A 22,112-nucleotide genomic window follows, 5' to 3' on the forward strand; every position below is an offset into this window, starting at 1 on the left:
TCGGTGTCAGCGGGCCGAGGCTTCGGGGTCCCTCGGTCCTTGGCCGGGGGCTGCGGTGTGCTCTGGGCTCCGGGCGGGGGTGGGGACGCGGTCCGCGGTGGTGGGGTCGACGAAGATCTCGTCCAGTGCGGTGGCGTCGATGGCGCGGTCGAACCAGAGGTCCAGTAGCGGCATGTCCGCGCAGGTGGTGACGCGCTGCCGGATCTCGTCCGTCACCGAGAAGCCGCGACGCTCCATCAGGCGCAGCAGTTGCTCGGTCTTCGCGGCTACGCGCCCTTCCTTGAGTCCTTCTTGCTGTCCTGCGAGGCGGGCGTCGCCCACGATGGTGCCTCGCCTGGGGGTGAAGAGGGTTTCCATCAGGTTTCTCCAGATCTTCCGGGCGTGCTCGCTGCTCAAGCCGTCCTCGATCAGTCCCGCCAGATCGTCCCGGGCTTCGCGGTCAGTGTCTTGGGCCAGTGCCTCGCCCACCACCGTCAGTATGCCCTCGATGTCCGGGTCATTGCTGTGGATCCACAGGCAGAACGCGGCGAAGTCCAGGTCGGCCGAGGCGTCCTGGACGCGGCTCATACGGGGCACGTTGGACGGGCCCAGCACGTGCGGAACCGTCACCTGGGTGGGGCGTCCCAGACCGGTACGCAGAGGTCTGGCCGCCCATGCCGCCGTCGCCGTGTCCACGCACAGGACAAGCAGGACGACCTCGAGTTTGTACCGGTCACGCAAGTAGGCGATGTAGTACGGCCACGAGGTCTCCTTCTTCGTCTCGATGCCGGTCTGCGCCTCGACCAACAGGATGAACGGGTCATGCCCGTCGGGGCGAGCCACCCGCAGCACGGAGTCCATCTGCCGGGTGAACATCTTCGGGGCGCTGGACGCGTCCGTCGGGAGTGTCTCGGTGGTGACACCGGGCGGGATCCCGAGATCCAGGAGTTCCAGCGCACGGTTCAGCGCCTTCGGACGCCCCGGCAGGAAGCCGTGCAAGGTGTCGTGACTGACGTTGGGCATGACGTGAAACTACGAGCGACGCAAGAACTTTCGTGGGTTTATGGGGCGTGATCACCCGTTCGAAGGGGCTCCCTGAACTGGCTGACGCCGGAGCAGGCAGTGCCGCCGGCAGTACAAAGCGCGCTGCGCGCCGTCCGGCGTTGCCATGGTCACGATGGAGGCGGTGGGCCCAGGGAGCGTCGGGTCACCTTTGTCACATGGGACTCGAACGTTTCGCGGGCGTCCGGGGTCAGGGTGCGCAGGGCGATCAGGGCCGTGAGGGCGACGTCGCAGAGTTCCGCGTGGACGTCCTCCCAGGTGTGGGTGGTGCCCTTGCGGGGGTTCTGGCCGAGGGCGCCGATCACTGCCTCGGCGACCTCGCCGACCTCCTCCGAGAGTTTCAGCATCCGCAGCAGCAGGCCCTCGCGGCCGCCGACCGGGCTCTCGGCCTCCAGCCACGTCCACAGGTCGTCGACGGACCGCCACAGGCGGTCCGCCGCGGCCTCGTCGCTCACCGCTTGATGCCGACCCCGGTCCACAGGCTGACCTGGGCGTCCGTGGGGGGCTCGGAGTCCGGTTCGGTGTCCGCGCCGGTGTCGGGGCCGGCGTCGGGGCGCCAGTGGTGGCCGACGGTGATGCCCGGGTCGAGCAGGTCGAGCCCGTCGAAGAAGCGGGCGACGTCCTTCTGCGCCCGGAACTGCACCGGCGTCCCGGCGTTGGTGTAGATCGCGGTGACCTTCTCCCACGTCTCCGGGTCGAAGTCGGGCGTGCAGTGGCTCAGGGCCAGTGCGCTGCCCGCCGGCAGTATCGCGAGCAGTCCCTCCACGATGCCGTACGGGTCCTGCGCGTCGGTGACGAAGTGCATCAGCGCGTTGAGGGAGAGCGCCACCGGCTGGTTCAGGTCGAGGACCGCGGCCAGCTCGGGGGAGTTGATCAGCGTCTCGGGGCTGTTGACGTCCGCCTCGATGTACGTCGTGCGGCCCTGCGGGCTGCTGCGCATCAACCGCTCGGCGTACTTCAGCACCAGGGGGTCGTTGTCGGCGTAGACGACCCGGGCCTCCGGCACCACCGACTGCGCCACCTGGTGCAGGTTCGGCTCGGTGGGGATGCCGGTGCCGATGTCCAGCCACTGGCGGATGCCGTGTTCCCGGGCGAGTACGCGGGTCGCGCGGTGCATGAAGGCACGGTTCTCACGGGCGCACACGAAGATGCCGGGGTAGGCCTCCGCGACGGCCTCGGCGGCCTGCTTGTCGACCTCGAAGTGGTCCTTGCCGCCGAGGTAGTAGTCGTACATCCGGGCGGAGTGGGGCCGGCTGGTGTCTATCTCCCGGGCCGTGTGCGAGGTGTTCATCCTGTCCCTTCCCTCTGTCCCTTTCGGTGTCGGTGGTGGTCGGTCCGGCGGTCAGCCGGCCGCCAGATGGTCGGCGAGCCCCCGCTTGACGCCCGCGACGAACGCGGCCATCTCCTGCGGGGTGTAGATCAGGGCGGGCCCGGCCGGGTCGGTCGACTGCCGCACCGCGACCCTGCCGTCGGAGAGCTGCTTGGTCTGCACGCACTGACCGCCGTTGGGGCCGCTCCACGGAGACTCCCAGCCCTGCTCGCCGAGGTCGAGGGCGGGCATGCCGTTGTAGACGCGGCCGTGGGCGCCGGGGGTGCCATGGGTGCCGTGGGTCGTGTGTGTGCTGCGGGCACTGCTCTTGCTGGTGCTCATGAGTATTCCTTGCGCATCTTGTTCAGGAGCGCTCTGCTCTCCGCGGACGAGGTCAGAAGGGACATCCGGTTGTGCGCCTCGAGGTGTGTCACCACGTCGGAGCGCTGGTCCAGGTACACGCCGGCGGACAGGATCTCGCTGTAGACGATGTCGGGGAGTTCGGGTTCCTGGAAGCGGAAGTAGGTGAAGGGCGCGCACGCGCCCGTGTGGGCGCCCGCCGCGAACGGCACGACGTCGATGCTGACGTGCTCCAGCTCCGACACCTCGAGGAGCCGCTCGATCTGCTCCCGCATCACCTCCGGACCGCCCACCGCCCGGTGCAGCACGGCCTCCTCCAGGACCACCCACAGCGTGGGCGCGTCCGGCCGCTCGAGCAGGCTCTGCCGGCGCAGCCGCAGATGTATGCGCCGGTCCAGGTCCTCCTCGCTGTCGTTGGGGAAGCCGCCGCGCAGGATGGCCTTGGCGTACGCGTGGGTCTGGAGCAGCCCCGTGACGTACTGCGGCTCGTAGGTGCGCAGGGTCCGCGCCCCGGTCTCCAGGCTGACGTAGGCGCTGAACCAGTTCGGCAGCACATCGCGGTACGGGTGCCACCAGCCCGGTTCGTTGGCCTTGTCGGCCATGCCGACGAACTCGTCGATCTCCTGCCGGTCGGCCCCGTACGTCTCGAGCAGCTTCTCCACGTAGAGCGGTTTGAGCGCGACCTCCGCCTTCTCCAGCCGGCGGATCGTCAGGGACGTCACACGCAGCGCCTTGGCCGCCGCCTCCAGCGAGACGTTCGCGTCCTGTCGTCGCTCCTGCAACCGTCGGCCGAGGATCATCCGGAGAACGGTGGGCGCACTCGTGCCCGAACCGCTCGCACCCGAACGGGAATCACTCACGACCAACCTCCTGAACAACCGTCACCGGTACGAGCATGACAGTGACTTGGCTGATTGCGCCAGACCGAAAACAACTGTCCGACATCTACCGGGTGAAATTATCAGCGAGTCGGTTGCAGGGTGAACTGCCCCGCGAGCATAGTTACTTGAGTGACGCCGCCCGACGGACACCGCCTGTCCGGCGTGCTCCGTCGCGCACCCGCTCATGCCCCGACGCTTGTCCCGCGCATCCGGACCACCGGCTCCGACCGCGTCCGCCGGCCCGACGGAAGGCGACCACCGTGTCCCCCCACGCGATTACCTCCCCCATGACCACGTCCTTCGAGCTGTTAGACGTCGTCAACCCGGACCGCACCCACTGGCTGGAGCTTCCGGCGTACCGCTCCAGCGTCAGAGTCGCCCGCCGCACCATGGGCACGCGGCTGGCCGGGTGGCGGCTGCCGGAGGAACTCTGCGACGACGCCGTGCTGCTCGTCTCCGAGCTGGCCACCAACGCCGTACGGCACACGCTGAGCGCGCGGATCCTGTGCGGGGTCGGGCTCGTCGGGGACGGCCGCGTCCGGCTCGAGGTGCACGACCACGACTACGGGGGCGGCAGCGGCGACATGACGGGGTCCCGGCCGGGCGGCGACGCCGAGAGCGGCCGGGGGCTGTTCCTCGTCGAGCAGCTCGCCGACACGTGGGGGGTCTGCCGGTCACGGCTGACCGGCGGCAACGCGGTGTGGGCGAACCTCAGCGTGTGAGGACGGGGCGCGGACGACCCCGCGCAGCTCCGTCGGAAGGGCCCTGGGTTCCCCTCACTCCTCGAACAACGGCGCCTGATCCCCCAGACGTTCCGCCCGCTCCCGCTCGCGCACGCGCCTGGTGCGGGCGCCGACCACCGCCGCGGTGACCGCCGCCGTCGCGCCGAGCGCGGCCGGAACCATCCAGTTCCGGTTCACCGCGTGGCGCAGCACATGGTCCAGGGAGAGCCGGCCCGGGCCCGCCACCGCGAGCCCCGCCGCCGTCAGCCCGAGGGAGGCCGCGTACTCGTAGCCGCCGCCCTGGGCGAAGAAGCCGTTGGGCGCGTGCACGGCCGCCGCGCCCGCCATGGCCCCGGCCGCCGCGGCACCCGCCGCCGGGGTCGCCAGGCCCAGCGCCAGCAGCGCGCCGCCGCCCGTCTCGGCCACCCCCGCCGCCGTCGCGCTGGCCCGGCCGGGCGCGTAGCCGACGGACTCCATGAACTGTCCGGTGCCCTCGAGCCCGTGGCCGCCGAACCAGCCGAACAGCTTCTGCGCCCCGTGTGCCGCGAGCACCCCTCCGGTGCCCAGGCGGAGCAGCAGCAGTCCCACATCACGTCGGTCGCACAGCGTCACGATCACTCCCGGAACGGCAACGGTCCCTCTTGTGCCTCCACCGTTCCACGCCCCCGCCCCCCGGGGCCCGCCCCGCGCGGCCGTACGGGTGAACAGCGGGACGGCGCGGCCGCTTGCCCTCGCGCGCACTTCAACTCCTAGCGTCCCGGAACATGCGAGACACGCGAGACATGCGAGACACGCGAAACGCGCGAACCGACGCGCACGGCAACGCCACCACCGCACCCCTGGAGAGCCGCACCCTCGGCCGCAGCGGCATCGAGGTCAGCGCCCTCGGCTTCGGCTGCTGGGCCATCGGCGGCGAGTGGTCCGCCGCCGACGGACAGCCGCTCGGCTGGGGCCGGGTCGACGACGAGGAGTCCGTACGGGCCGTCCGCCGCGCCCTCGACCTCGGCGTCACCTTCTTCGACACCGCCGACAACTACGGGACCGGACACAGCGAACGCGTGCTCGGCCGCGCCCTCGCCGGCCACCGGGACGAGGTCGTCGTCGCCACCAAGTGGGGCAACCTCTTCGACGAGCGCGCCCGCACCGCCGACGGCCAGGACGACTCCCCGGCCTACGTCCGCCGCGCCCTGACCGCCTCCCTCACCCGCCTCGGCACCGACCACGTCGACCTCTACCAGCTGCACCTGAACGACGCCGCCCCCGAGCGCGCCGCCGCACTGCGGGAGGCGTGCGAGGAGCTGGTGGCGGAAGGGCTGATCCGGGCGTACGGCTGGTCCACCGACGACCCGGCCCGCGCCGCCGTCTTCGCCGAGGGGCCGCACTGCGCCGCCGCGCAGTTCCAGCTCAATGTCCTCCAGGACGCCCCGGAGATGGTCGCCCTGTGCGAACGGCTGGGCCTCGCCGGCATCGCCCGGGGCCCGCTCGCAATGGGGCTGCTGACCGGCCGGCACGGCGCCGGGCGCGTCCTGGAGCCCGGCGACATCCGCAGCCGCCCGCCCGTCTGGCTCCAGGGCTTCGGCGACGGCACCGGCGCCGACCCCGCGTGGCTCGCCCGCGTCGACGCGCTCCGCGAGATCGTCACCAGTGACGGCCGGACGCCCGCCCAGGGCGCCCTCGCCTGGCTGTGGGCGCGCAGCCCGCACACCGTTCCGATCCCCGGCTTCCGCTCCGTCGCACAGGCGGAGGAGAACGCGGCGGCCATGGCGAAGGGGCCGCTCACCCCCGCCCAACTGGCCGAGATCGACGAGTTGCTGGGGAGGTGAACGGCCCCGTGGGGCGGCGTCGGCTCAGTGGGCCGACTGCGGTTCGGCGTGCCGGGTGGGGTTGCCGTCGCGCTGGTCCTTCAGCGTGATCCGGCCCGAGCGGATCGTGGCGAGGCGGGGGGCGCGGCGGGCGATGGAGGAGTCGTGGGTGACCATGACGAACGTCAGCCCGTACTCGTGCCACAGCCCTTCGAGCAGGGCCATGATGTCGTCCCGGGTGCCCTCGTCGAGGTTGCCGGTCGGCTCGTCGGCGAGCAGCACCTTCGGCCGCTTCACCAGCGCGCGGGCGATCGCCACACGCTGCTGCTGACCGCCGGACAGCTCCGAGGGCACATGGCCGAGCCGTTCGCCGAGGCCGACCGAGCGCAGTGCTTCGGCCGCCCGCTCGCGCCGCTCGGCGGCCCTGACGCCGAGCGGTACGAGCGCGGTCTCGACGTTCTCCTGCGCGGTCAGCGTCGGGATGAGGTTGAACGACTGGAAGATGATGCCGATCTTCTCCGCGCGCAGCCGGGTCAGCTTCGCCTCGCCGATCGTGCCGAGGTCGACGCCGTCCAGCTCGACGCTGCCGGACGTGGGGCGGTCCAGGCCGCCGATCATTTGCAGCAGCGTCGATTTGCCGCCGCCGGTGGGGCCCTGGATGACGAGCTGGTCGCCGTCCTCGATGGTGAGGTCGATGCCGCGCAGCGCCTCCACCGTCTCCTTGCCGCGCGTGTAGCGCTTGGTGACGCCGGTGAGTCTGTACATCGGGTGCTCCGTGGGGTTCGGACGGGAGAGTGGGAAGGGGGCGCCGCCTCCCGGGGGAGTGGAGGCGGCGCCCCTGTTCAGGGGGACGGGGCGGCTACGAGACGCTGCGCAGCGCGTCCGCCGGGCGCATCCGGGAGGCGCGCCAGCCGCCCATCGCACCGGCGATCAGACCGCCGGCCACGGCCAGGCCCACCGCCAGCGCGATGGTGGTCGCCGACACCGGCGCCGACAGCGCGATCTCCAGCGTGTTCTGCGCGCTCTGCCCGCCGGGGCCGCCGCCCGGGCCGCCGCCCGTCCCGCCCCCGCCGCCGGCCCCGCCGCCGAGCTGCGCGGTCAGGGTCGGGCTGATCGCCGTCACCGCGTACGCCGCCGCCAGGCCGAGCGCGATGCCGAGGACGCCGCCGAGCAGACCGTTGACGACCGACTCGCCGACCACCTGCCGGGTCACCCGGCGGCTGGGCCAGCCCAGTGCCTTCAGCGTGCCGAACTCACGCACCCGGCGGGAGACGGCGGAGGAGGTCAGCAGCGCGGCCACCAGGAACGCGGCCACCAGCACCACCAGGGAGAGCCACTTGCCGACACCGGCCGCCAGATCGGAGGCGGTGGACAGCGAACCGGAGACCGTGTCGGCGAGGTCGGCGGAGGTGGTGACCGTGGTGCCCGAGATGTTCTTCTGGATGGTCGACTTGACGGCGTCGATCCGCTGGGAGTCCGTCGCCTTGACGTAGATCGTGGTGACCTTGTTCTTGGCGTCGCCCAGCGTCTGCGCCTGCTTCAGCGGCAGATAGACGTCGGTGGTGGAGTCGCTGCTGTCGGGGGTGGCGATGCCGATGATCTCGTACTTGGTGCCGGAGATCTTCAGCGTCGAGCCGACCTTGTACGTGTTCTCCTTGGCGTACGACTTGCTGACGACCGCGACCTTCGCGTCGGTCTGCGCGGCGGTGAACGTCCTGCCGGAAGTGATCTTCGACGCGGCGAGCGGGCCGAGGTCCTGGTCGGTGACGTCGACACCCGCGACCGCGTACGAGTTCACGTCGAACGAGGCCCCGCCGCCCTGCACCTGCGGCTGGCCCTGCCCCTGCTGCTGGCTCTGGCCGCCGGGCCCGCCCTGCTGCGAGCCGGACGACCCTGAGGTGGAGCTCTGCGCCTCGCCCTGGGTGAACGAGCCGTCGACCTTGGTGACGTTCAGGGACAGCGCGCCCACCGCGCTCGCCACGCCCTGCTGCGCGGCGACCTTCGCCACCAGCGAGGACTTCAGGGCCTGGCCGCCCTGCGTCATCACCCGGTCGGAACTCTGCGTGTCGCTGTCGTCCGACTTGGCGTCGAACTCGAACTTCGGTCTCTCCGTACTGTTCCCGGAGGGGGCGGTCCTGGCCTTGGTGACCGTCATGTCCGTGCCGAGGCCGTAGAGGGACTCCAGGACCTTGTCCTGAGCCCGCTGCATTCCGGCCGACACCGAGTTGACGGTGATCACCAGCGCGATACCGAGCGCCAGACCCATCGCGATGACCAGGGCCGCCTTCTTGCGGCGGCTCAGTTCGCGCCTGAGATAGATGCCAAACATCTCGTTCCTCGTAGGTTCATGGCGCCCTGGTCCTGGTGGGGTGGGCGCGGCCACAACGTAGGGAGGAACCTTTGACAGGAGCTGGGTGCGAGGTGTGCGTGAGCTGAGAAGTATGGGGAGTTGGGGGGAAATCGGTGCTTTGCGGGGCGGGGCGACGGGTGGACTTTGCCAGGGCTTGGGGACCCCGATGTGGGCGTGGTGTGCGGGACTTTGTACGGTCCCGGGATGCGTGACTCTTCTCCGCTCTCCCGTCGTGCGCTGCTCGGCCTCACCGCCGCCGCGCCCCTGGCCGCCGCCGTTCCCGCGGCCACCGCCACCTCCGCGTACGCCGCGACCGCCATCGGCGGTGAGCTGCTGGGCCGTTCCGGGTTGCAGGTGCGGGGCGGGGTCGACGTGCCCGCCAAGCTCACCGCCCGCGCCTGGCTGGTCGCCGACCACGAGAGCGGCGAGGTCCTGGCGGCCTTCAACGCGCACCGGCGCCTGGCCCCCGCGTCCACCCTGAAGATGCTGTTCGCGGACACCGTGCTGGGCAAGTTCGACCGCACCGAGCGGCACAAGGTCGCCCCGGAGGAGATCGCGGACGTCCCGGCGGGCTCCAGCCTCGTCGGCGTCAAGGAGAACTACACCTACACCGTCGAGCAGCTGTGGCTCGGCGTCTTCCTGCGCTCGGGCAACGACGCGGTGCACGTGCTGTCCCACATGAACGGCGGCATCGACAAGACGGTGGCCGAGATGCAGGCCAAGGCGGTCGACCTCCAGGCGCTGGACACGCAGGTGCGCAGCCCCGACGGGTTCGACCACAAGGGGCAGGTCTCCTCGGCGTACGACCTGACGCTGTTCGCCCGGCACGGCCTGAAGAACGACGACTTCCGCGCCTACTGCGGGACGAGGACCGCCGACTTCCCGGCCGGCGGCAAGAAGACCTTCCAGATCCAGAACACCGACCGCCTGCTGACCGGGGCGTGGGGGATGGAGACGTACGACGGCCTCATCGGCGTCAAGAACGGCTACACCAGCCACGCGGGCAACACGTTCACGGGCGCGGCCACGCGGAACGGCCGCACCCTGCTGGTGAGCGTGCTGCACCCCCAGTCCGGCGGCAACGGCGTCTACAAGGAGACCGCCAAGCTGCTCGACTGGGGCTTCGCCAACGCGGACAAGGTGAAGCCGGTGGGCGTGCTCGTCGACCCGCTGAGCGAGGGTGGAGCGAAGCGGACGCCCGCGGACAAGGCGGCCGGCGCCAAGGGCGCCGCCGGCTCACAGGCGGCCTCGGCCTCCGGCGACGGCGGCCCGTCCTGGGGCCTGATCGGCGGCGCCGGCGCGGCAGTGGCCCTCCTGGCGGGCGGCACACTGGCCCTACGGGGAAGGCGCAGGCGGGCGGTCGCCGGGGGGACGACGGAGTCCGACGCCCCCGAAAGCGGCCGATCCGGGCGCTGACGGGCAGGGCGCAGACCTGTCTCGTGCGCCAGTCGCGGTGGGTTTCGCTGTCGGTCGGGCAGCGGATCGCCAACCGCCTGTCCGAGGCGACTCCCCAGGCCAAGGAATCCACGCCACGACTTCCTGCTCTGCTTCAGCTACCCATATATGGTGAACGCGACCAAGATCGGGAACATCGCGAGAACAGTGCAGCTCAAAGGGAATACGATGCTCTTCCTGCCCGCTCTTTCCGCATCCCAGGCCAACGCCAAAGCTGCCGACAATCCCAATATAAGGCCGTAGAGGAAGGAGTTCACAGATGCCTCGATGTATTGAAGTTGAAGCGGCGCCGACGACAGGGGCCCCCGAACGCCGACGCCATGACGGGCGAGCAGCTGCTGGACGCCACTCATGCCAGCCGTAATATGCCGTAATATCCTTCGATCGTTCTCAGCTTATTAGGGACTTGACGTGCCGCTGTCCTCGACCTGACGGTTGCGACTACATTCGCAATAAATCCGGCGATTGTCGTCTTGTGGTTCTTTTCCGATCCCAGGCGCGATCCGAACGGCAGGCCCTCGTGTCACGTCGCGAGGTCCGCACCCGTGGTGGCCGGTGTCGGGCGGTCGGTGGCGGTGACGACCGGAACTCATCCGTCCGCCATGTGGCTGTTGTGTACGTGACAGGTGGGAGTCGATCCGGGTCGTTCGAATGGCGGGGTCCGCAACCGCCAGGGGAGGCCCCGGATGACACCCGCGTCCCATCAGCCGTCGCAGCACGCTCCCGAACTCCGCGCCGCCGCCCGCCACTTGGGGCGCCGTCGCTTCCTCACCGTGACGGGCGCGGCCGCCGCGCTCGCCTTCGCGGTCAATCTGCCCGCCGCCGGTGCCGCGAGCGCCGCCGAGCTCGACGCCCGGAAGATCACCGCCGACCCGTTCACCCTCGGCATCGCCTCCGGCGACCCGCAGCCCACCTCCGTCCTGCTGTGGACCCGGCTCGCCCCGCGGCCGTACGAGGCCGACGGCGGACTGCCCGCCTCCCGCGTCACCGTGCACTGGGAGCTCGCCCACGACGCCCGCTTCCGCCGCATCGCCAGACGCGGCACCGCCACCGCGCACCCCGAGTTCCGGCACAGCGTGCACGTCGAGGTGCCCCACCTCGCCCCGGGCCGTGAGTACTACTACCGCTTCCGCACCGGCACCTGGACCAGCGACACCGGCCGCACCCGCACCGCCCCCGCCACCGGCGCGCACACCTCCCGGCTCAAGCTCGCCGCCGTCTCCTGCCAGGCGTACCACGACGGCTACTACACCGCGTACGGCCACCTCGCCGAGGACGACGTCGACGTGGTCTTCCACCTCGGGGACTACCTCTACGAGTACGCCGTCACCTCCGTCGGCGGCGCCCGCCAGTACACCGACCGCGTGCTGCCCGACCTCTTCAACCACGAGACGGTCACCCTGGAGGACTACCGGCTGCGCTACGCCCTCTACAAGACCGACCCCGACCTGCGCGCCGCCCACGCCGCGCACCCCTTCGTCGTCACCTGGGACGACCACGAGACCGAGAACAACTACGCCGACGACGTCTCCGAGAACGAGGACCCGCCGGAGGAGTTCCTGCTGCGCCGGGCCGCCGCCTACCGCGCGTACTGGGAGCACCAGCCGCTGCGCCGGACCCAGCTCCCGCACGGCCCCGACGCCCAGCTCTACCGCCGTCTGTACTGGGGCCGGCTCGCCCAGTTCGACGTGCTGGACACCCGCCAGTACCGCTCCAACCAGGCGTACGGCGACGGCGCGCACGTACCCGGTCCGGAGTCGGACGACCCGGCGCGCACGATCACCGGCGCCACCCAGGAACGCTGGCTGATCGACGGCTGGCGCACCTCCCGGGCGCTGTGGAACGTCGTCCCGCAGCAGGTCACGTTCTCCCAGCGCAAGCTGGACCTCAACCCCGCCGCCAAGCTGTCCATGGACGCGTGGGACGGCTACCGGGCGTCCCGGCAGCGGGTGCTCGCCGGGGCCAAGTCCGCCGGCGTCGACAACCTCATGGTGCTCACCGGCGACGTCCACGTGGGGTACGCCTTCGACATCAAGGACGACTTCGACGACCCGTCGTCCAGGACACTCGGCACGGAGATCGTCGCGACCTCCATCACCAGCGGCAAGGACGGCTCCGAGAAGCCGTCCAACTGGGCGACGTACACCAAGGCCAACCCGCACCTGAAGTTCTACAACGGGCAGCGGGGCTATGTGACGGTGGAGCTCGGGCGGTCGCAGGCGCGGGCCGACTTCAAGACGGTCGCCGCGGTGACCACCCCCGGAGCGGCGATCAGGACCGCCGGCTCCTTCGTCACGGAGGTGGGGGAGCAGGGGCTGCGGGAGGTGTGACCCTCAGCTCTCTTCCCCCGGGTACCGCACGCCGATCTGCGCCCTGATCGTGTCCAGCGTGCGCATGATCGCCAGGGTGCCCTCCAGGGGGACCAGCGGGGACTCCTTCTCTCCCGCGCGCAGGGCACGCATGACCTCCCGCGCCTCGTGGCGGAAGCTGGTGCGGGGGCCGTCCGCCGGGTCGGCCGTGAACTCCTCGGGGTCGCGGCCGTCCCGGTGCAGCACGAAACGCTCGGGGTGGAAGAAGCCGCTCGGGATGTCGATGCGGCCCTTCGAACCGGTCACCGACGCCACCACCGCCGTACCGCCGTTGATCGAGCAGTGCAGCGAGGCCAGCGCGCCGCTGTCCCAGGTGAACAGGGAGCCCGTCTGGAGGTCGACGCCCTCCTCGGAGAGCACCGCACGCGAGGTGATCCCCGTCGGCTCGCCGAGCAGCAGCTGCGCGAACGACACCGGGTACACCCCGAGGTCGAGCAGCGCGCCGCCGCCCTGCGCGGGGTCCCGCAGCCGGTGCGCGGGCGGGAAGGGGCCCGCCAGCCCGAAGTCGGCCTGTACCGTGCGGACTTCGCCGATCGCGCCGTCGTCGACCAGCGCCTTCAGCCGCCGTACCAGCGGGTTGCAGTACATCCACATGGCCTCCATCAGGAAGCCGCCGTGCTCCTTGGCCAGCGCGACCAGTTCCTCGGCCTCGCGCAGGTTCAGCGTGAACGCCTTCTCGCACAGCACGTTCCGCCCGGCCTCCAGACAGAGCCCGGCCGCCGCCCGGTGCGCCGCGTGCGGGGTGGCGACGTAGACCACGTCCACGTCCTCGTCCCGCGCCAGGGACTCCCAGTCGCCGTACGCCCGCCCGATGCCGAACCGGTCCGCGAACGCCTTCGCCGACTCCGTGCTGCGCGAGGCCACCGCGACCACCTCGGCATCGGGCAGATCCACCAGATCCGCCGTGAACGCCGCGGCGATCCCGCCGGTCGCCAGAATGCCCCACCGCACGCGTCCGTCCGCCATGTCCGTCCCTCGTTCCGTCCAGCCAGTGGATTGCCCACTCGGCGTGCCGACCACCCAATGGTCCAACCAATGGGCAGCATCCTCGATCAGTCGTTCGAGCTGAGAGCATAGGCGGGGGGACGGAAGAACCGCAGAACAGGGAGGGGACCCATGTCGGAGCGTGGCGGCACCACGCAGGTACCGGACGGCCTGGAGGAGCACGGGGGGAGCGGCGGTGTCACCAGGACACCCCCGGCACCCGCCCCCGCCGCCCGCGCCGGACTGTTCGTCACCTTCCTGCTCGGCGGGCTCACCGCGACCGCCCCGCTGGCGATGGACATGTACCTCCCGTCGCTGCCCGAGGTCACCCGGTCCCTGCACGCCCCCGCCGCCACCGTCCAGCTCACGCTCACCGCCTGCCTGGTCGGCATGGCCGTCGGCCAGCTCGTGGTCGGCCCGATGAGCGACCGGTGGGGCCGGCGCCGGCCGCTGCTCGCCGGGCTCGTCGTCAACGTCGTGGCCACCGCGCTGTGCGCGCTCGCGCCCACCGTCGGAACGCTCGTCGCCTTCCGGCTGGTGCAGGGGCTCGCGGGCGCGGCGGGCATCGTGATCGCGCGGGCCGTCGTGCGCGACATGTACGAGGGCGTGGCCATGGCCCGCTTCTTCTCCACGCTCATGCTGATCTCCGGGGTCGCCCCCGTCGTCGCCCCGGTGATCGGCGGCCAACTGCTGCGGTTCACCGGCTGGCGCGGGGTGTTCGTCCTGCTCACGGTGGTCGGACTGGTGCTCGGGGCGCTGGTGTGGGCGCGGCTGCCCGAGACGCTGCCGCCCGCCCGCCGGCACGAGGGCGGCATCGGCGACACCCTGCGGGCCATGCGCGGGCTGCTCGCCGACCGGGTCTTCGTCGGCCACACCCTCACCGGCGGCTTCGCCTTCGCCGCGCTGTTCGCGTACATCTCCGCCTCCCCGTTCGTCGTGCAGGACATCTACGGCGCCTCCCCGGGGACCTTCAGCCTGCTGTTCGCGCTGAACTCCGTCGGACTGATCACCGTCGGCCAGATCAACGGCAAGCTGCTGGTGGGCCGGGTCCGGCTGGAGAAGGTGCTGGCGGTCGGCCTCGCCCTCGTCACCGCCGCCGCGCTCGCGCTCCTGCTGCTCACCACCGGCGTCTTCGGCGAGGTGGGGCTCGCCCCGGTCGCCGCCGGGCTGTTCGTCCTGATGTCCGCGCTCGGTCTGACCATGCCCAACGCCCAGGCGCTCGCCCTGATGCGGACGAAGAGGGCCGCCGGGGCCGCCTCCGCGCTGCTCGGCACCTCCTCCTTCCTCATCGGCGCCCTCGCCTCGCCGCTCGTCGGACTGGCCGGCGAGCACACCGCCGTCCCCATGGCCGTCGTACAGGTGGGCGCGGCGCTGGTGTCGGTGGTCTGCTTCATGGCACTGTGCCGTCCCTGGAACGGACCGGCCGGCACGGAGGGAACAGAGCACTGAGCGCGCCGAGACTGCGTGTCGACAGCCCCGAACGGGCCGGACTCGACCCCGGCGAACTGCGCCTGCTGGTGCGCGACGTGCGCGCGGCGGTGGAGCGGGGCTGGGCCGCCGGGGCGGTGGTCGTCGCGGGGCGCGGGCCCGTCGTCGCGGTCGAGGAGGCCGTGGGATGGGCGGTCCGTTATGCCCGCTACGACGAGAAGACGGACACCGGCGTCGAACTCCCGCCGGAGATACGGGTCCCGATGACCGTCGACACGCCCTTCGACCTCGCCTCCCTCACCAAGCTGTTCACGGCCGTCGTCGCCGTGCAGCAGTTGGAGCGCGGCACGCTCGGCATCGACGCGCGCGTCGGGGCGTATCTGCCGGACTTCACCGGCGCCGCCGCGCACGGGCTGACCGTACGGCAGCTGCTCACCCACACCTCCGGCCTGCGCCCCGAACTCCCGCTGTACGACGCCTCCGACGGGGCCTCGCGGCTGGCGCTGCTGCGGGCGGAGGAGCCGGTCGGCGCGCCCGGCACGTACCGCTACTCCGACCTCAACATGCTGTTGTTGCAGCACGTGCTCCAACGCCTGACCGGGCGGCCGCTGGATGTCCTGATCCGGGACGGCGTCACCCGGCCGCTGGGCATGAACGCCACCGGCTTCGGACCGTGCCCGGGGGCGGCGGCGACGGAGGACCAGCGGCGGCCGTGGGCCAAGGCGGAGCGGGGGATGCTGCGGGGGACCGTCCACGACGAGAACGCGTGGGCGCTCGGGGGCGTGGCCGGGCACGCGGGGCTGTTCTCGACGGGGCGGGACCTCGCGGTGTTCTGCCGGGCGCTGCTGAGCGGGGGGTCGTACGGGCCGGCCCGCGTCCTCGGGCCGGACTTCGTGGAGCTGATGCTGACGGCACCGGGGCTGGGGTTCGCGGTGGACCAGCCGTGGTTCATGGGGGAGCTGGCCGGGCGGGGGGCGGCGGGGCACACGGGGTTCACGGGCACGTCGCTGGTACTGGACCCGGCGACGGGTTCGTTCCTGGTGCTGCTCTCCAACGCGGTGCATCCGCGGCGACGGCCCGCGGACAACACGGTGCGGGCGACGGCCGGTACCCGTCTGTACCGGGCGGTACGACCCCTTTGACCGGGGGGCGGGTTCACGCCCCCCGGCAGACGGGAATTGAGAGACGGGCCCTAACCCCGTGCGACCTCGGCGGTGTGCGCGGGGGTGTAGCGCTCGCCCCTCACCTGGTCGCTCAGCGGGTCCAGCGCGGCCAGTGCCTCGGCGTCCAGGGTGAGTTCCAGCGCGGCCGCGTTCTGCTCCAGCCGGGCCGGGCTGCGGGTGCCCGGGATGGCCGCCACCGTCACCCCGAGCCGCTCGGCCTGGGCGTACACCCAGGCCAGCGCCACCTGGGCCGGAGTGGCGCCCAGCCGGCCGGCCACCTCGCGCACGGTTGCCGCGATCTTCTCGTTGGCCTCGCCCGCCTCGCCGGCGAAGCGGGGGTTGGTGCGCCGGAAGTCCTTCTCGCCCAGCGTGGAGCGGTCCAGGGCGCCGGTCAGGAACCCCCGCCCCAGCGGCGAGTACGGCACCAGCCCGACCCCCAGCTCGGCCATCACCGGGGTGAGCGCCTCGACGTCGCGGGTCCACAGCGAGTACTCGCTCTGCACCGCGGTGATCGGGTGCACCGCGTGCGCCCGGCGCAGCAGTTCGCCGTCGACCTCGGACAGGCCCAGATGGCGGACCTTGCCCGCCTCGACCAGCTCGGCCATCGCCCCGACGGTCTCCTCGATCTCCACGTCCTGGGGCGGACGGTGGGCGTAGTACAGGTCGATCACCTCGACGCCCAGCCGCAGCAGCGAGGCGTCGCAGGAGCGCAGCACGAAGTCCCGGGCGCCGCGGATGCGGCGTGCCCGGTCGCCGGCGCTGCGGTCGATGCCGAACTTGGTGGCCAGCCGCACCTGGTCCCGGCGGCCGTGGACGGCCCGGCCGACCAGGACCTCGTTGTGCCCGGCGCCGTAGGCGTCGGCGGTGTCCAGGAACGTGACGCCCAGCTCCAGGGCCCGGCCGATGGTGGCCAGGCCGCCGTCCCAGTCGGCGGCGCCGTAGCTCTCGCTCATTCCCATGCACCCCAGGCCCATCGCGCTGACGGTGAGACCGGACGAGCCGAGCGGGGTTCGGGTGATCATGCGCGGACACTCCTCCTGCCCGGTGGACCGGGCGGTACGGTGAGCACTGACGAACGCCTTCGACGCTAGGACTTCGCGCGCGCTCGAAGTCAAGTGGAGCCGCCGCCCGTTCAGGGCAGGAGTCCCCGGGGGCGGGGAGGGCGGGGGCGGCTCCCTACAATTCCGCAGGTGAACCCCGCCGCCCCCGCCGCCGCCGAGGACACCCTCCGCGCCACCCTCGCCCGTCTCCTCGACGGTCTCCCGCCCCGCCAGGCCGCCACCGCCGTCGACCGGCTCATCGCCAGCTACCGGGGCCGTACCCCCACCCACACCCCCGTCCTGCGCGACCGCGCGGACGTCGTCGCGTACGCCGCCTATCGCATGCCCGCCACCTTCGAGGCCGTCCGCTCCGCCCTCGGCGCCCTCGCCGCGGCCGCGCCGGACTGGGCCCCCGACAGCCACACCGACATCGGCGGCGGCACCGGCGCCGCCACCTGGGCCACCGCCGTCACCTGGCCGCGGGAACGCCCGGTCACCGTCCTGGACTGGGCCGAGCCCGCCCTCGCGCTCGGCCGGGAGATCGCCGCCGCGCACCCCGCGCTCAAGGCCGCCGAGTGGCGGCGCACCCGCATCGGGCAGACGCTCGCCGTCGACCCCACCGACCTCGTCACCGTCTCGTACGTCCTCGGCGAGCTGACCGACGCCGACCGCGCCCACGTCGTCGACGCCGCGGCGGCCGCCGGGCGGACCGTGGTGATCGTCGAGCCCGGCACCCCGGACGGCTACGCCCGGATCATCGAGGCCCGCGACCGGCTGATCGCCGCCGGGCTGCGCGTCGCCGCGCCCTGCCCGCACAGCGCCCGCTGCCCGATCGTCCCCGGCGAGGACTGGTGCCACTTCGCCGCCCGGGTCAGCCGCTCCTCGCTGCACCGCCAGGTCAAGGGCGGCTCACTGCCGTACGAGGACGAGAAGTTCAGCTACGTCGCCGCCACGCGCGAGCCGGCGGCTCCGGCACCCCACCGCATCGTCCGCCGCCCGCAGATCCGCAAGGGCCAGGTGCTCCTCGACCTGTGCGCCCCGGACGAGGCGCTGCGCCGCGAGACGGTCACCAAGCGGCACGGCCCCCTGTACCGGGCGGCCCGCGACGCGGACTGGGGCGACGCCTGGCCGCCCCCGCACTCGGACGAGTGAAGCGCGCCCGGCGGACCCCCGCAAAGCCCACCGGATACGGACTCCGGCCACCGAAGGCGGAGGATGGTGGGACCATGGAGCATGTCTGAGCATGCCGAGGCATTCCGCACCGAGGTGAGGAGATCGATGAGCGCAGGGTTCGGCCGCCGCACGGGCGGGCAGGGCAGGTTCGCCCGGATCTCCCGGTGGCTGCGCGGGCGCCGCACCGAGGAAACCGCCGTCGGCGACGGCGGCCGGGAGGACCTGCTGCTCGCCACGGCCGCCGCCGGACTCCCGCTGGCCCCCGCCGCACACCCCGTCGGCTACCGCTGTTCCTGCGACCGCGTCGGCTGTCCCACCCCCGCCCGGCACCCCGTCTCCTGGGCCTGGCAGACCCAGTCGACCACCGACCGGGCCCAGGTCGAGCGCTGGGCCCGGCACCAGCCGGACGCCAACTTCATCACCGCCACCGGCATGACGCACGACGTGCTCGACGTGCCGCGCGAGGCCGGCCAGGAGGCCCTGGACCGGCTGCTGGCGGGCGGCGTCGAGGTCGGCCCGGTCGCGGTCACCGGCGGCGGCGCCGGGACGGGGGAGGGGCGGATGATGTTCTTCACCCTCACCCGCGGCACCCCGGAGGACGAGGACGAGTGGTGGCCGTGCGCCCTGGACTGCCACCCCGAGACGATGGACGAGCACCCCGGACTGCGCTGGCACTGCCGGGGCTCCTACGTCCTCGTACCGCCGGCCGCGCTGCCGGGCGAGGAGCGCGTCGCGTGGGTACGCGGCCCCGAACACCCGCTGCCGGACCCGCTGAGCCTGCTGGAGGCGCTCACCGACGCCTGCGCCCGCCACCACCTCGGAGCCGAGGACGCCGACGCGTTGCCGGCCCGGAACCACCACGGCTGACCGCCGCCGGGACCGGTCAGCCGCCCTTCGCCGCCGTCAGCCCCGCCACCCGTCCCAGGAACCGGACCTTCCCCTTGTCGCCCGCGCCCTTCGCCGGGTCGAGGACCGCCTGGTTCGAGACGTACCCCAGCGTCAGCGACTGCTTCGGCTCGCCCTTCATCAGTGCCTTGATGCTGGGGTCGGTCACCGTGAGGCTGACCCCTTTCGCGGCCGTCTGCTTCTCGTAGTGCCGGGTGGCGAAGAACACCAGCGCCCCCCCGTCCTTCGTCCGTAGCCCCAGCGGGGTGTACGCGCCGCCGGTCAGCGCCTCGTCCTGGTACTGGCGGGCGAGCCCGGGCCGGGCGGCGTTCTTCTTGCGGGCGTCCCGCAGCGCGCTCGTGAAGGGGCCGGGGGCGAACGTGTCGCCGCCGTCCCGCAGTTGGTCCGCGTACCGCGCCGGGAGCTTCCCCGGCGCCACCGCGAGCGCCGGGTCACCGGCCGGTACGGGCTCCGCGAAACCGTCGGCGTCCTTCTTGAAGACGGGTACGTCGTCGGCGGCGGCGACCGTCAGATACGTCACCCGCCAGGCGTCGTCCGCGCCGGTGCGGGTGAAGACGAGCAGCCAGCGGCTGCTGCCGCGGTTGGAGGCCGAGTCGGCGACGAACCAGCGCGGCCAGCCCGCCTTCTTGGGGATCGTGTACGTCGTGTCGGTCAGCTCCAGCGCCTTGTACGAGGAGTTGCCGTCCGGGGCCGTCGTGTGCCCGGCCTTCAGCTTGGCGTCGTCGATGTCGGCGAGCGCGCCGGAGACATGACCGGCGTCCAGGGCACGGTCGTTGGCCCGCTGGGCCTTGTTGTAGGAGGTCAGGAAGGCCTTCAGCGCCTTCGCCGCCTCGCCCTTCGTGGCGGCCGGGAGCAACTCGCGCTCCCCGTGCACCACCACGCACCCGCTCGCCGTCAACGACAGCACGGTCACCGACGCCGCGAGCAGCGCGCTCCGGTCAAGCCTGCGAAGCCTTCGAGGTCCGCGATCCCTGGTCATCAGGCGCCTTCACCTTCCCCTTCCCGGAGGCGAACCCTACCGGGGCCAGGAACAGCGCGAGCGCCGGGACCAGGTACAGCACCCACACCACCGACTGGAGCACCGTCGGGTCGGGCTGGAAGTTGAACACGCCCTTGAGCAGGGTGCCGTACCAGCTGTCCGGCGGGATCGTGCCGCTGATGTCGAAGGCGAGGCTGGTCAGCCCGGGGATGATGTCGGCCTCCTGGAGGTCGTGGACGCCGTACGCGAGCACGCCCGCGGCGACCACGACGAGCATGCCGCCGGTCCAGGTGAAGAACTTGGCGAGGTTGATCCGCACCGCGCCCCGGTAGAACAGCCAGCCCAGCAGCACCGCGCTGGCGAGGCCCAGGGCGACGCCGATCAGCGGGCGCGGGGTGCCGTCACCGGCCGCGTGCACCGACGCCCACACGAACAGCGCGGTCTCCAGGCCCTCCCGGCCCACCGCGAGGAACGCGGTGGCGACCAGCGCGCCGGTGCCCATCGCCAGGGCGGCGTCCAGCTTGCCGTGCAGTTCGGACTTGAGGTGACGGGCGGTACGCCGCATCCAGAAGACCATCCACGTCACCAGGCCCACCGCGACGATCGACAGCGAACCGCCGAGCGCCTCCTGCGCCTGGAACGTCAGTTCCTGGGAGCCGAACTCCAGCACGCAGCCGAAGCCGAGCGCGAGGGCGATCGCGATGGCGATGCCGGTCCAGATGGGCCGCAGGGCGTCCCGGCGGCCGGTCTTGACCAGGTAGGCGATCAGGATGCAGACGACGAGGCTGGCCTCCAGCCCTTCGCGCAGACCGATCAGATAGTTGGAGAACACGGTGCTACGCCTCCTCGGAGAACAGCGCCCGGCCCCACCAGTCGTCCGCGTCGCGGACGCCGGGCGGGATCGCGAAGACCGCCGAACCCACGTGCTGGATGTACTCGTTGAGCGCGTCGGACGCGGACAGCTTGCGCTGGAGCGGGATGAAACCCTTGCGGGGGTCGCGCTGGTAGGCCAGGAAGAACAGCCCGGCGTCGAGCCGGCCGAGGCCGTCGGTGCCGTCGGTGAAGGAGTAGCCCCGGCGCAGGATGGTGATGCCGTCGTTGGCGTCGGGGTGCGCGAGCCGCACGTGCGCGTCGGGCTTCATCGCCTTCAGGAACGGCGGATCGTGCTCCTTGGCCTTGCCGACCGGGGCGCCCTCGCCCTTGTCGCGGCCGAAGACGTCCTCCTGCTCCTGGAGCGAGGTGCGGTCCCACACCTCGATGTTCATCCGGATGCGCCGGGCGACGAGGTACGAGCCGCCCTCCATCCAGGCGTCCTTCTCACCGCCGTCGCCGTCCCCGACCCATACGTACTTCTTCAGCCGGCCGGTCTCGTCCCCCGCGATGTTGCGGGTGCCGTCCTTGAAGCCGAAGAGGTTGCGGGGGGTCTGGGCGCCCGGGGTGGTGGAGGAGGTCTTGCCGAAGCCGAGCTGGGACCAGCGGATGGCGACCTTGCCGAAGCCGATGCGGGCGAGGTTGCGGATCGCGTGCACGGCGACCTGGGGGTCGTCCGCGCAGGCCTGGACGCACAGGTCGCCGCCGGTGCGGGACTTCTCCAGGTTGTCGCCGGGGAACTTCGGCAGGTCGACGAGGGCCTCCGGCCGCCGGCCGGCGAGGTCGAACTTCTCGAAGAGGGAGGGGCCGAAGCCGATGGTCAGCGTCAGCCGGGAGGGCTGGAGGCCGAGCGCCTCGCCGGTGTCGTCCGGCGGGGCCTCGGCGAGCCCGCCGTAGGCGCCGTCGCCGACGGTCCTGCCGGCGGTCATCCGCCGCGCGGCGGCCGTCCAGTCCTTCAGGAGCTGGACGAACGCGGCCCGGTCCTCGGTCTTCACGTCGAACGCGGCGAAGTGCAGCCGGTCCTGGACGGCGGTGGCGATGCCCGCCTGGTGCGTGCCGTGGAAGGCGACGGCGCCGCCGGTGTCGGCACCGGCCGGGTCCATGTCGTCCCCCGCCTCGGCCAACGCCACGGCACCCCCGGCCACGGCGGCCCCGAGCGCGAGCCCGGCCCCGCCCCAGCCGAGCAGGGCCCGCCGAGAGGGTGCGGAAGCGGCGGGGCCGGACCCCGCACCGCTGTCCGTGTCCGGTCCCGGCTCCCCGGAGATCTCCGCCATCCCGCT

General features: G+C 72.2%; 21 protein-coding genes. 8 read left to right on the top strand and 13 right to left on the bottom strand.

Annotated features, from left to right (window positions below; genetic code table 11):
• Nucleotides 1-6 precede the first annotated feature (6 nt).
• The 5 genes from IO29_RS16705 to IO29_RS16725 all read right to left on the bottom strand — a co-directional run bounded on the left by IO29_RS16705 (nucleotide 7) and on the right by IO29_RS16725 (nucleotide 3,510).
• Complete coding sequence (locus IO29_RS16705; protein WP_051707666.1) at nucleotides 7-1,002, bottom strand: RpnC/YadD family protein; 996 nt, start codon at nucleotides 1,000-1,002, stop codon at nucleotides 7-9.
• A 149-nt stretch (nucleotides 1,003-1,151) separates the two neighbouring features.
• Complete coding sequence (locus IO29_RS16710; RefSeq protein ID WP_030379650.1) at nucleotides 1,152-1,496, bottom strand: MazG-like family protein; 345 nt, start codon at nucleotides 1,494-1,496, stop codon at nucleotides 1,152-1,154.
• A complete protein-coding gene (locus tag IO29_RS16715; RefSeq protein ID WP_030379651.1) occupies nucleotides 1,493-2,332 on the bottom strand; it encodes an SAM-dependent methyltransferase in 840 nt (279 codons plus the stop codon). Before IO29_RS16715 ends, IO29_RS16710 begins: the two co-directional genes overlap by 4 nt.
• A gap of 51 nt (nucleotides 2,333-2,383) precedes the next feature.
• The gene (locus IO29_RS16720; protein WP_030379652.1) at nucleotides 2,384-2,602 is read right to left on the bottom strand and encodes a DUF397 domain-containing protein; all 219 of its coding nucleotides are present in this window, start codon (nucleotides 2,600-2,602) and stop codon (nucleotides 2,384-2,386) included.
• An 86-nt stretch (nucleotides 2,603-2,688) separates the two neighbouring features.
• The gene (locus IO29_RS16725; protein WP_420705378.1) at nucleotides 2,689-3,510 is read right to left on the bottom strand and encodes a helix-turn-helix domain-containing protein; all 822 of its coding nucleotides are present in this window, start codon (nucleotides 3,508-3,510) and stop codon (nucleotides 2,689-2,691) included.
• A 368-nt stretch (nucleotides 3,511-3,878) separates the two neighbouring features.
• Here IO29_RS16725 and IO29_RS16730 point away from each other — a divergent pair, with 368 nt between their 5' ends.
• Nucleotides 3,879-4,313 carry an ATP-binding protein gene (locus IO29_RS16730; RefSeq protein ID WP_030379654.1) on the top strand — a complete coding sequence of 145 codons (435 nt, stop codon included), beginning with the start codon at nucleotides 3,879-3,881 and terminating at the stop codon, nucleotides 4,311-4,313.
• 54 nt (nucleotides 4,314-4,367) lie between these two features.
• Here IO29_RS16730 and IO29_RS16735 read toward each other — a convergent pair whose 3' ends face one another.
• Entirely contained in the window at nucleotides 4,368-4,925 is a 558-nt protein-coding gene (locus tag IO29_RS16735; RefSeq protein WP_030379655.1) for a DoxX family protein, read from the bottom strand.
• 170 nt (nucleotides 4,926-5,095) lie between these two features.
• Here IO29_RS16735 and IO29_RS16740 point away from each other — a divergent pair, with 170 nt between their 5' ends.
• Entirely contained in the window at nucleotides 5,096-6,136 is a 1,041-nt protein-coding gene (locus tag IO29_RS16740; protein WP_078618263.1) for an aldo/keto reductase, read from the top strand.
• A gap of 24 nt (nucleotides 6,137-6,160) precedes the next feature.
• On the opposite strand, the gene IO29_RS16745 is transcribed toward IO29_RS16740, so the two are convergent.
• Entirely contained in the window at nucleotides 6,161-6,880 is a 720-nt protein-coding gene (locus IO29_RS16745) for an ABC transporter ATP-binding protein (RefSeq protein ID WP_030379657.1), read from the bottom strand.
• 94 nt (nucleotides 6,881-6,974) lie between these two features.
• Complete coding sequence (locus IO29_RS16750) at nucleotides 6,975-8,444, bottom strand: ABC transporter permease (protein ID WP_030379658.1); 1,470 nt, start codon at nucleotides 8,442-8,444, stop codon at nucleotides 6,975-6,977.
• A gap of 225 nt (nucleotides 8,445-8,669) precedes the next feature.
• On the opposite strand from IO29_RS16750, the gene IO29_RS16755 reads away from it, so the two are divergent.
• A complete protein-coding gene (locus IO29_RS16755; RefSeq protein WP_051707667.1) occupies nucleotides 8,670-9,881 on the top strand; it encodes a D-alanyl-D-alanine carboxypeptidase family protein in 1,212 nt (403 codons plus the stop codon).
• Nucleotides 9,882-10,606: 725 nt separating this feature from the next.
• A complete protein-coding gene (locus IO29_RS16765) occupies nucleotides 10,607-12,250 on the top strand; it encodes an alkaline phosphatase D family protein (protein WP_030379661.1) in 1,644 nt (547 codons plus the stop codon).
• A 3-nt stretch (nucleotides 12,251-12,253) separates the two neighbouring features.
• On the opposite strand, the gene IO29_RS16770 is transcribed toward IO29_RS16765, so the two are convergent.
• Entirely contained in the window at nucleotides 12,254-13,255 is a 1,002-nt protein-coding gene (locus IO29_RS16770) for a Gfo/Idh/MocA family protein (protein WP_030379662.1), read from the bottom strand.
• Nucleotides 13,256-13,405: 150 nt separating this feature from the next.
• Here IO29_RS16770 and IO29_RS16775 point away from each other — a divergent pair, with 150 nt between their 5' ends.
• Nucleotides 13,406-14,722, top strand: a complete 1,317-nt coding sequence (locus tag IO29_RS16775; RefSeq protein ID WP_078618264.1) for a multidrug effflux MFS transporter — start codon at nucleotides 13,406-13,408, stop codon at nucleotides 14,720-14,722.
• A complete protein-coding gene (locus IO29_RS16780) occupies nucleotides 14,674-15,843 on the top strand; it encodes a serine hydrolase domain-containing protein (protein ID WP_030379664.1) in 1,170 nt (389 codons plus the stop codon). The genes IO29_RS16775 and IO29_RS16780 overlap by 49 nt, the downstream gene beginning before the upstream one ends.
• A gap of 50 nt (nucleotides 15,844-15,893) precedes the next feature.
• On the opposite strand, the gene IO29_RS16785 is transcribed toward IO29_RS16780, so the two are convergent.
• Complete coding sequence (locus IO29_RS16785) at nucleotides 15,894-16,886, bottom strand: aldo/keto reductase (protein WP_030379665.1); 993 nt, start codon at nucleotides 16,884-16,886, stop codon at nucleotides 15,894-15,896.
• 168 nt (nucleotides 16,887-17,054) lie between these two features.
• Between IO29_RS16785 and IO29_RS16790 the strand changes: the two genes are divergently transcribed.
• Both IO29_RS16790 and IO29_RS16795 read left to right on the top strand, forming a co-directional pair.
• On the top strand, nucleotides 17,055-18,056 hold the full coding sequence (locus IO29_RS16790) for a small ribosomal subunit Rsm22 family protein (RefSeq protein ID WP_030379666.1): 1,002 nt from the start codon (nucleotides 17,055-17,057) through the stop codon (nucleotides 18,054-18,056).
• A gap of 126 nt (nucleotides 18,057-18,182) precedes the next feature.
• Entirely contained in the window at nucleotides 18,183-18,944 is a 762-nt protein-coding gene (locus IO29_RS16795) for a bifunctional DNA primase/polymerase (RefSeq protein WP_030379667.1), read from the top strand.
• 16 nt (nucleotides 18,945-18,960) lie between these two features.
• Here IO29_RS16795 and IO29_RS16800 read toward each other — a convergent pair whose 3' ends face one another.
• From IO29_RS16800 to efeB, 3 genes are read right to left on the bottom strand one after another with little or no spacing between them, the layout of a single operon-like run.
• Nucleotides 18,961-19,962, bottom strand: a complete 1,002-nt coding sequence (locus IO29_RS16800; protein ID WP_030379668.1) for an SCO2278 family lipoprotein — start codon at nucleotides 19,960-19,962, stop codon at nucleotides 18,961-18,963.
• The gene (efeU, locus tag IO29_RS16805) at nucleotides 19,922-20,794 is read right to left on the bottom strand and encodes an iron uptake transporter permease EfeU (protein ID WP_030379669.1); all 873 of its coding nucleotides are present in this window, start codon (nucleotides 20,792-20,794) and stop codon (nucleotides 19,922-19,924) included. The genes IO29_RS16800 and efeU overlap by 41 nt, the downstream gene beginning before the upstream one ends.
• 4 nt (nucleotides 20,795-20,798) lie before the next feature.
• On the bottom strand, nucleotides 20,799-22,106 hold the full coding sequence (efeB, locus tag IO29_RS16810) for an iron uptake transporter deferrochelatase/peroxidase subunit (RefSeq protein ID WP_234307501.1): 1,308 nt from the start codon (nucleotides 22,104-22,106) through the stop codon (nucleotides 20,799-20,801).
• Nucleotides 22,107-22,112 lie beyond the last annotated feature (6 nt).

It is taken from the genome of Streptomyces sp. NRRL F-6676, assembly GCF_000725625.1.
Lineage (GTDB): Bacteria > Actinomycetota > Actinomycetes > Streptomycetales > Streptomycetaceae > Streptomyces.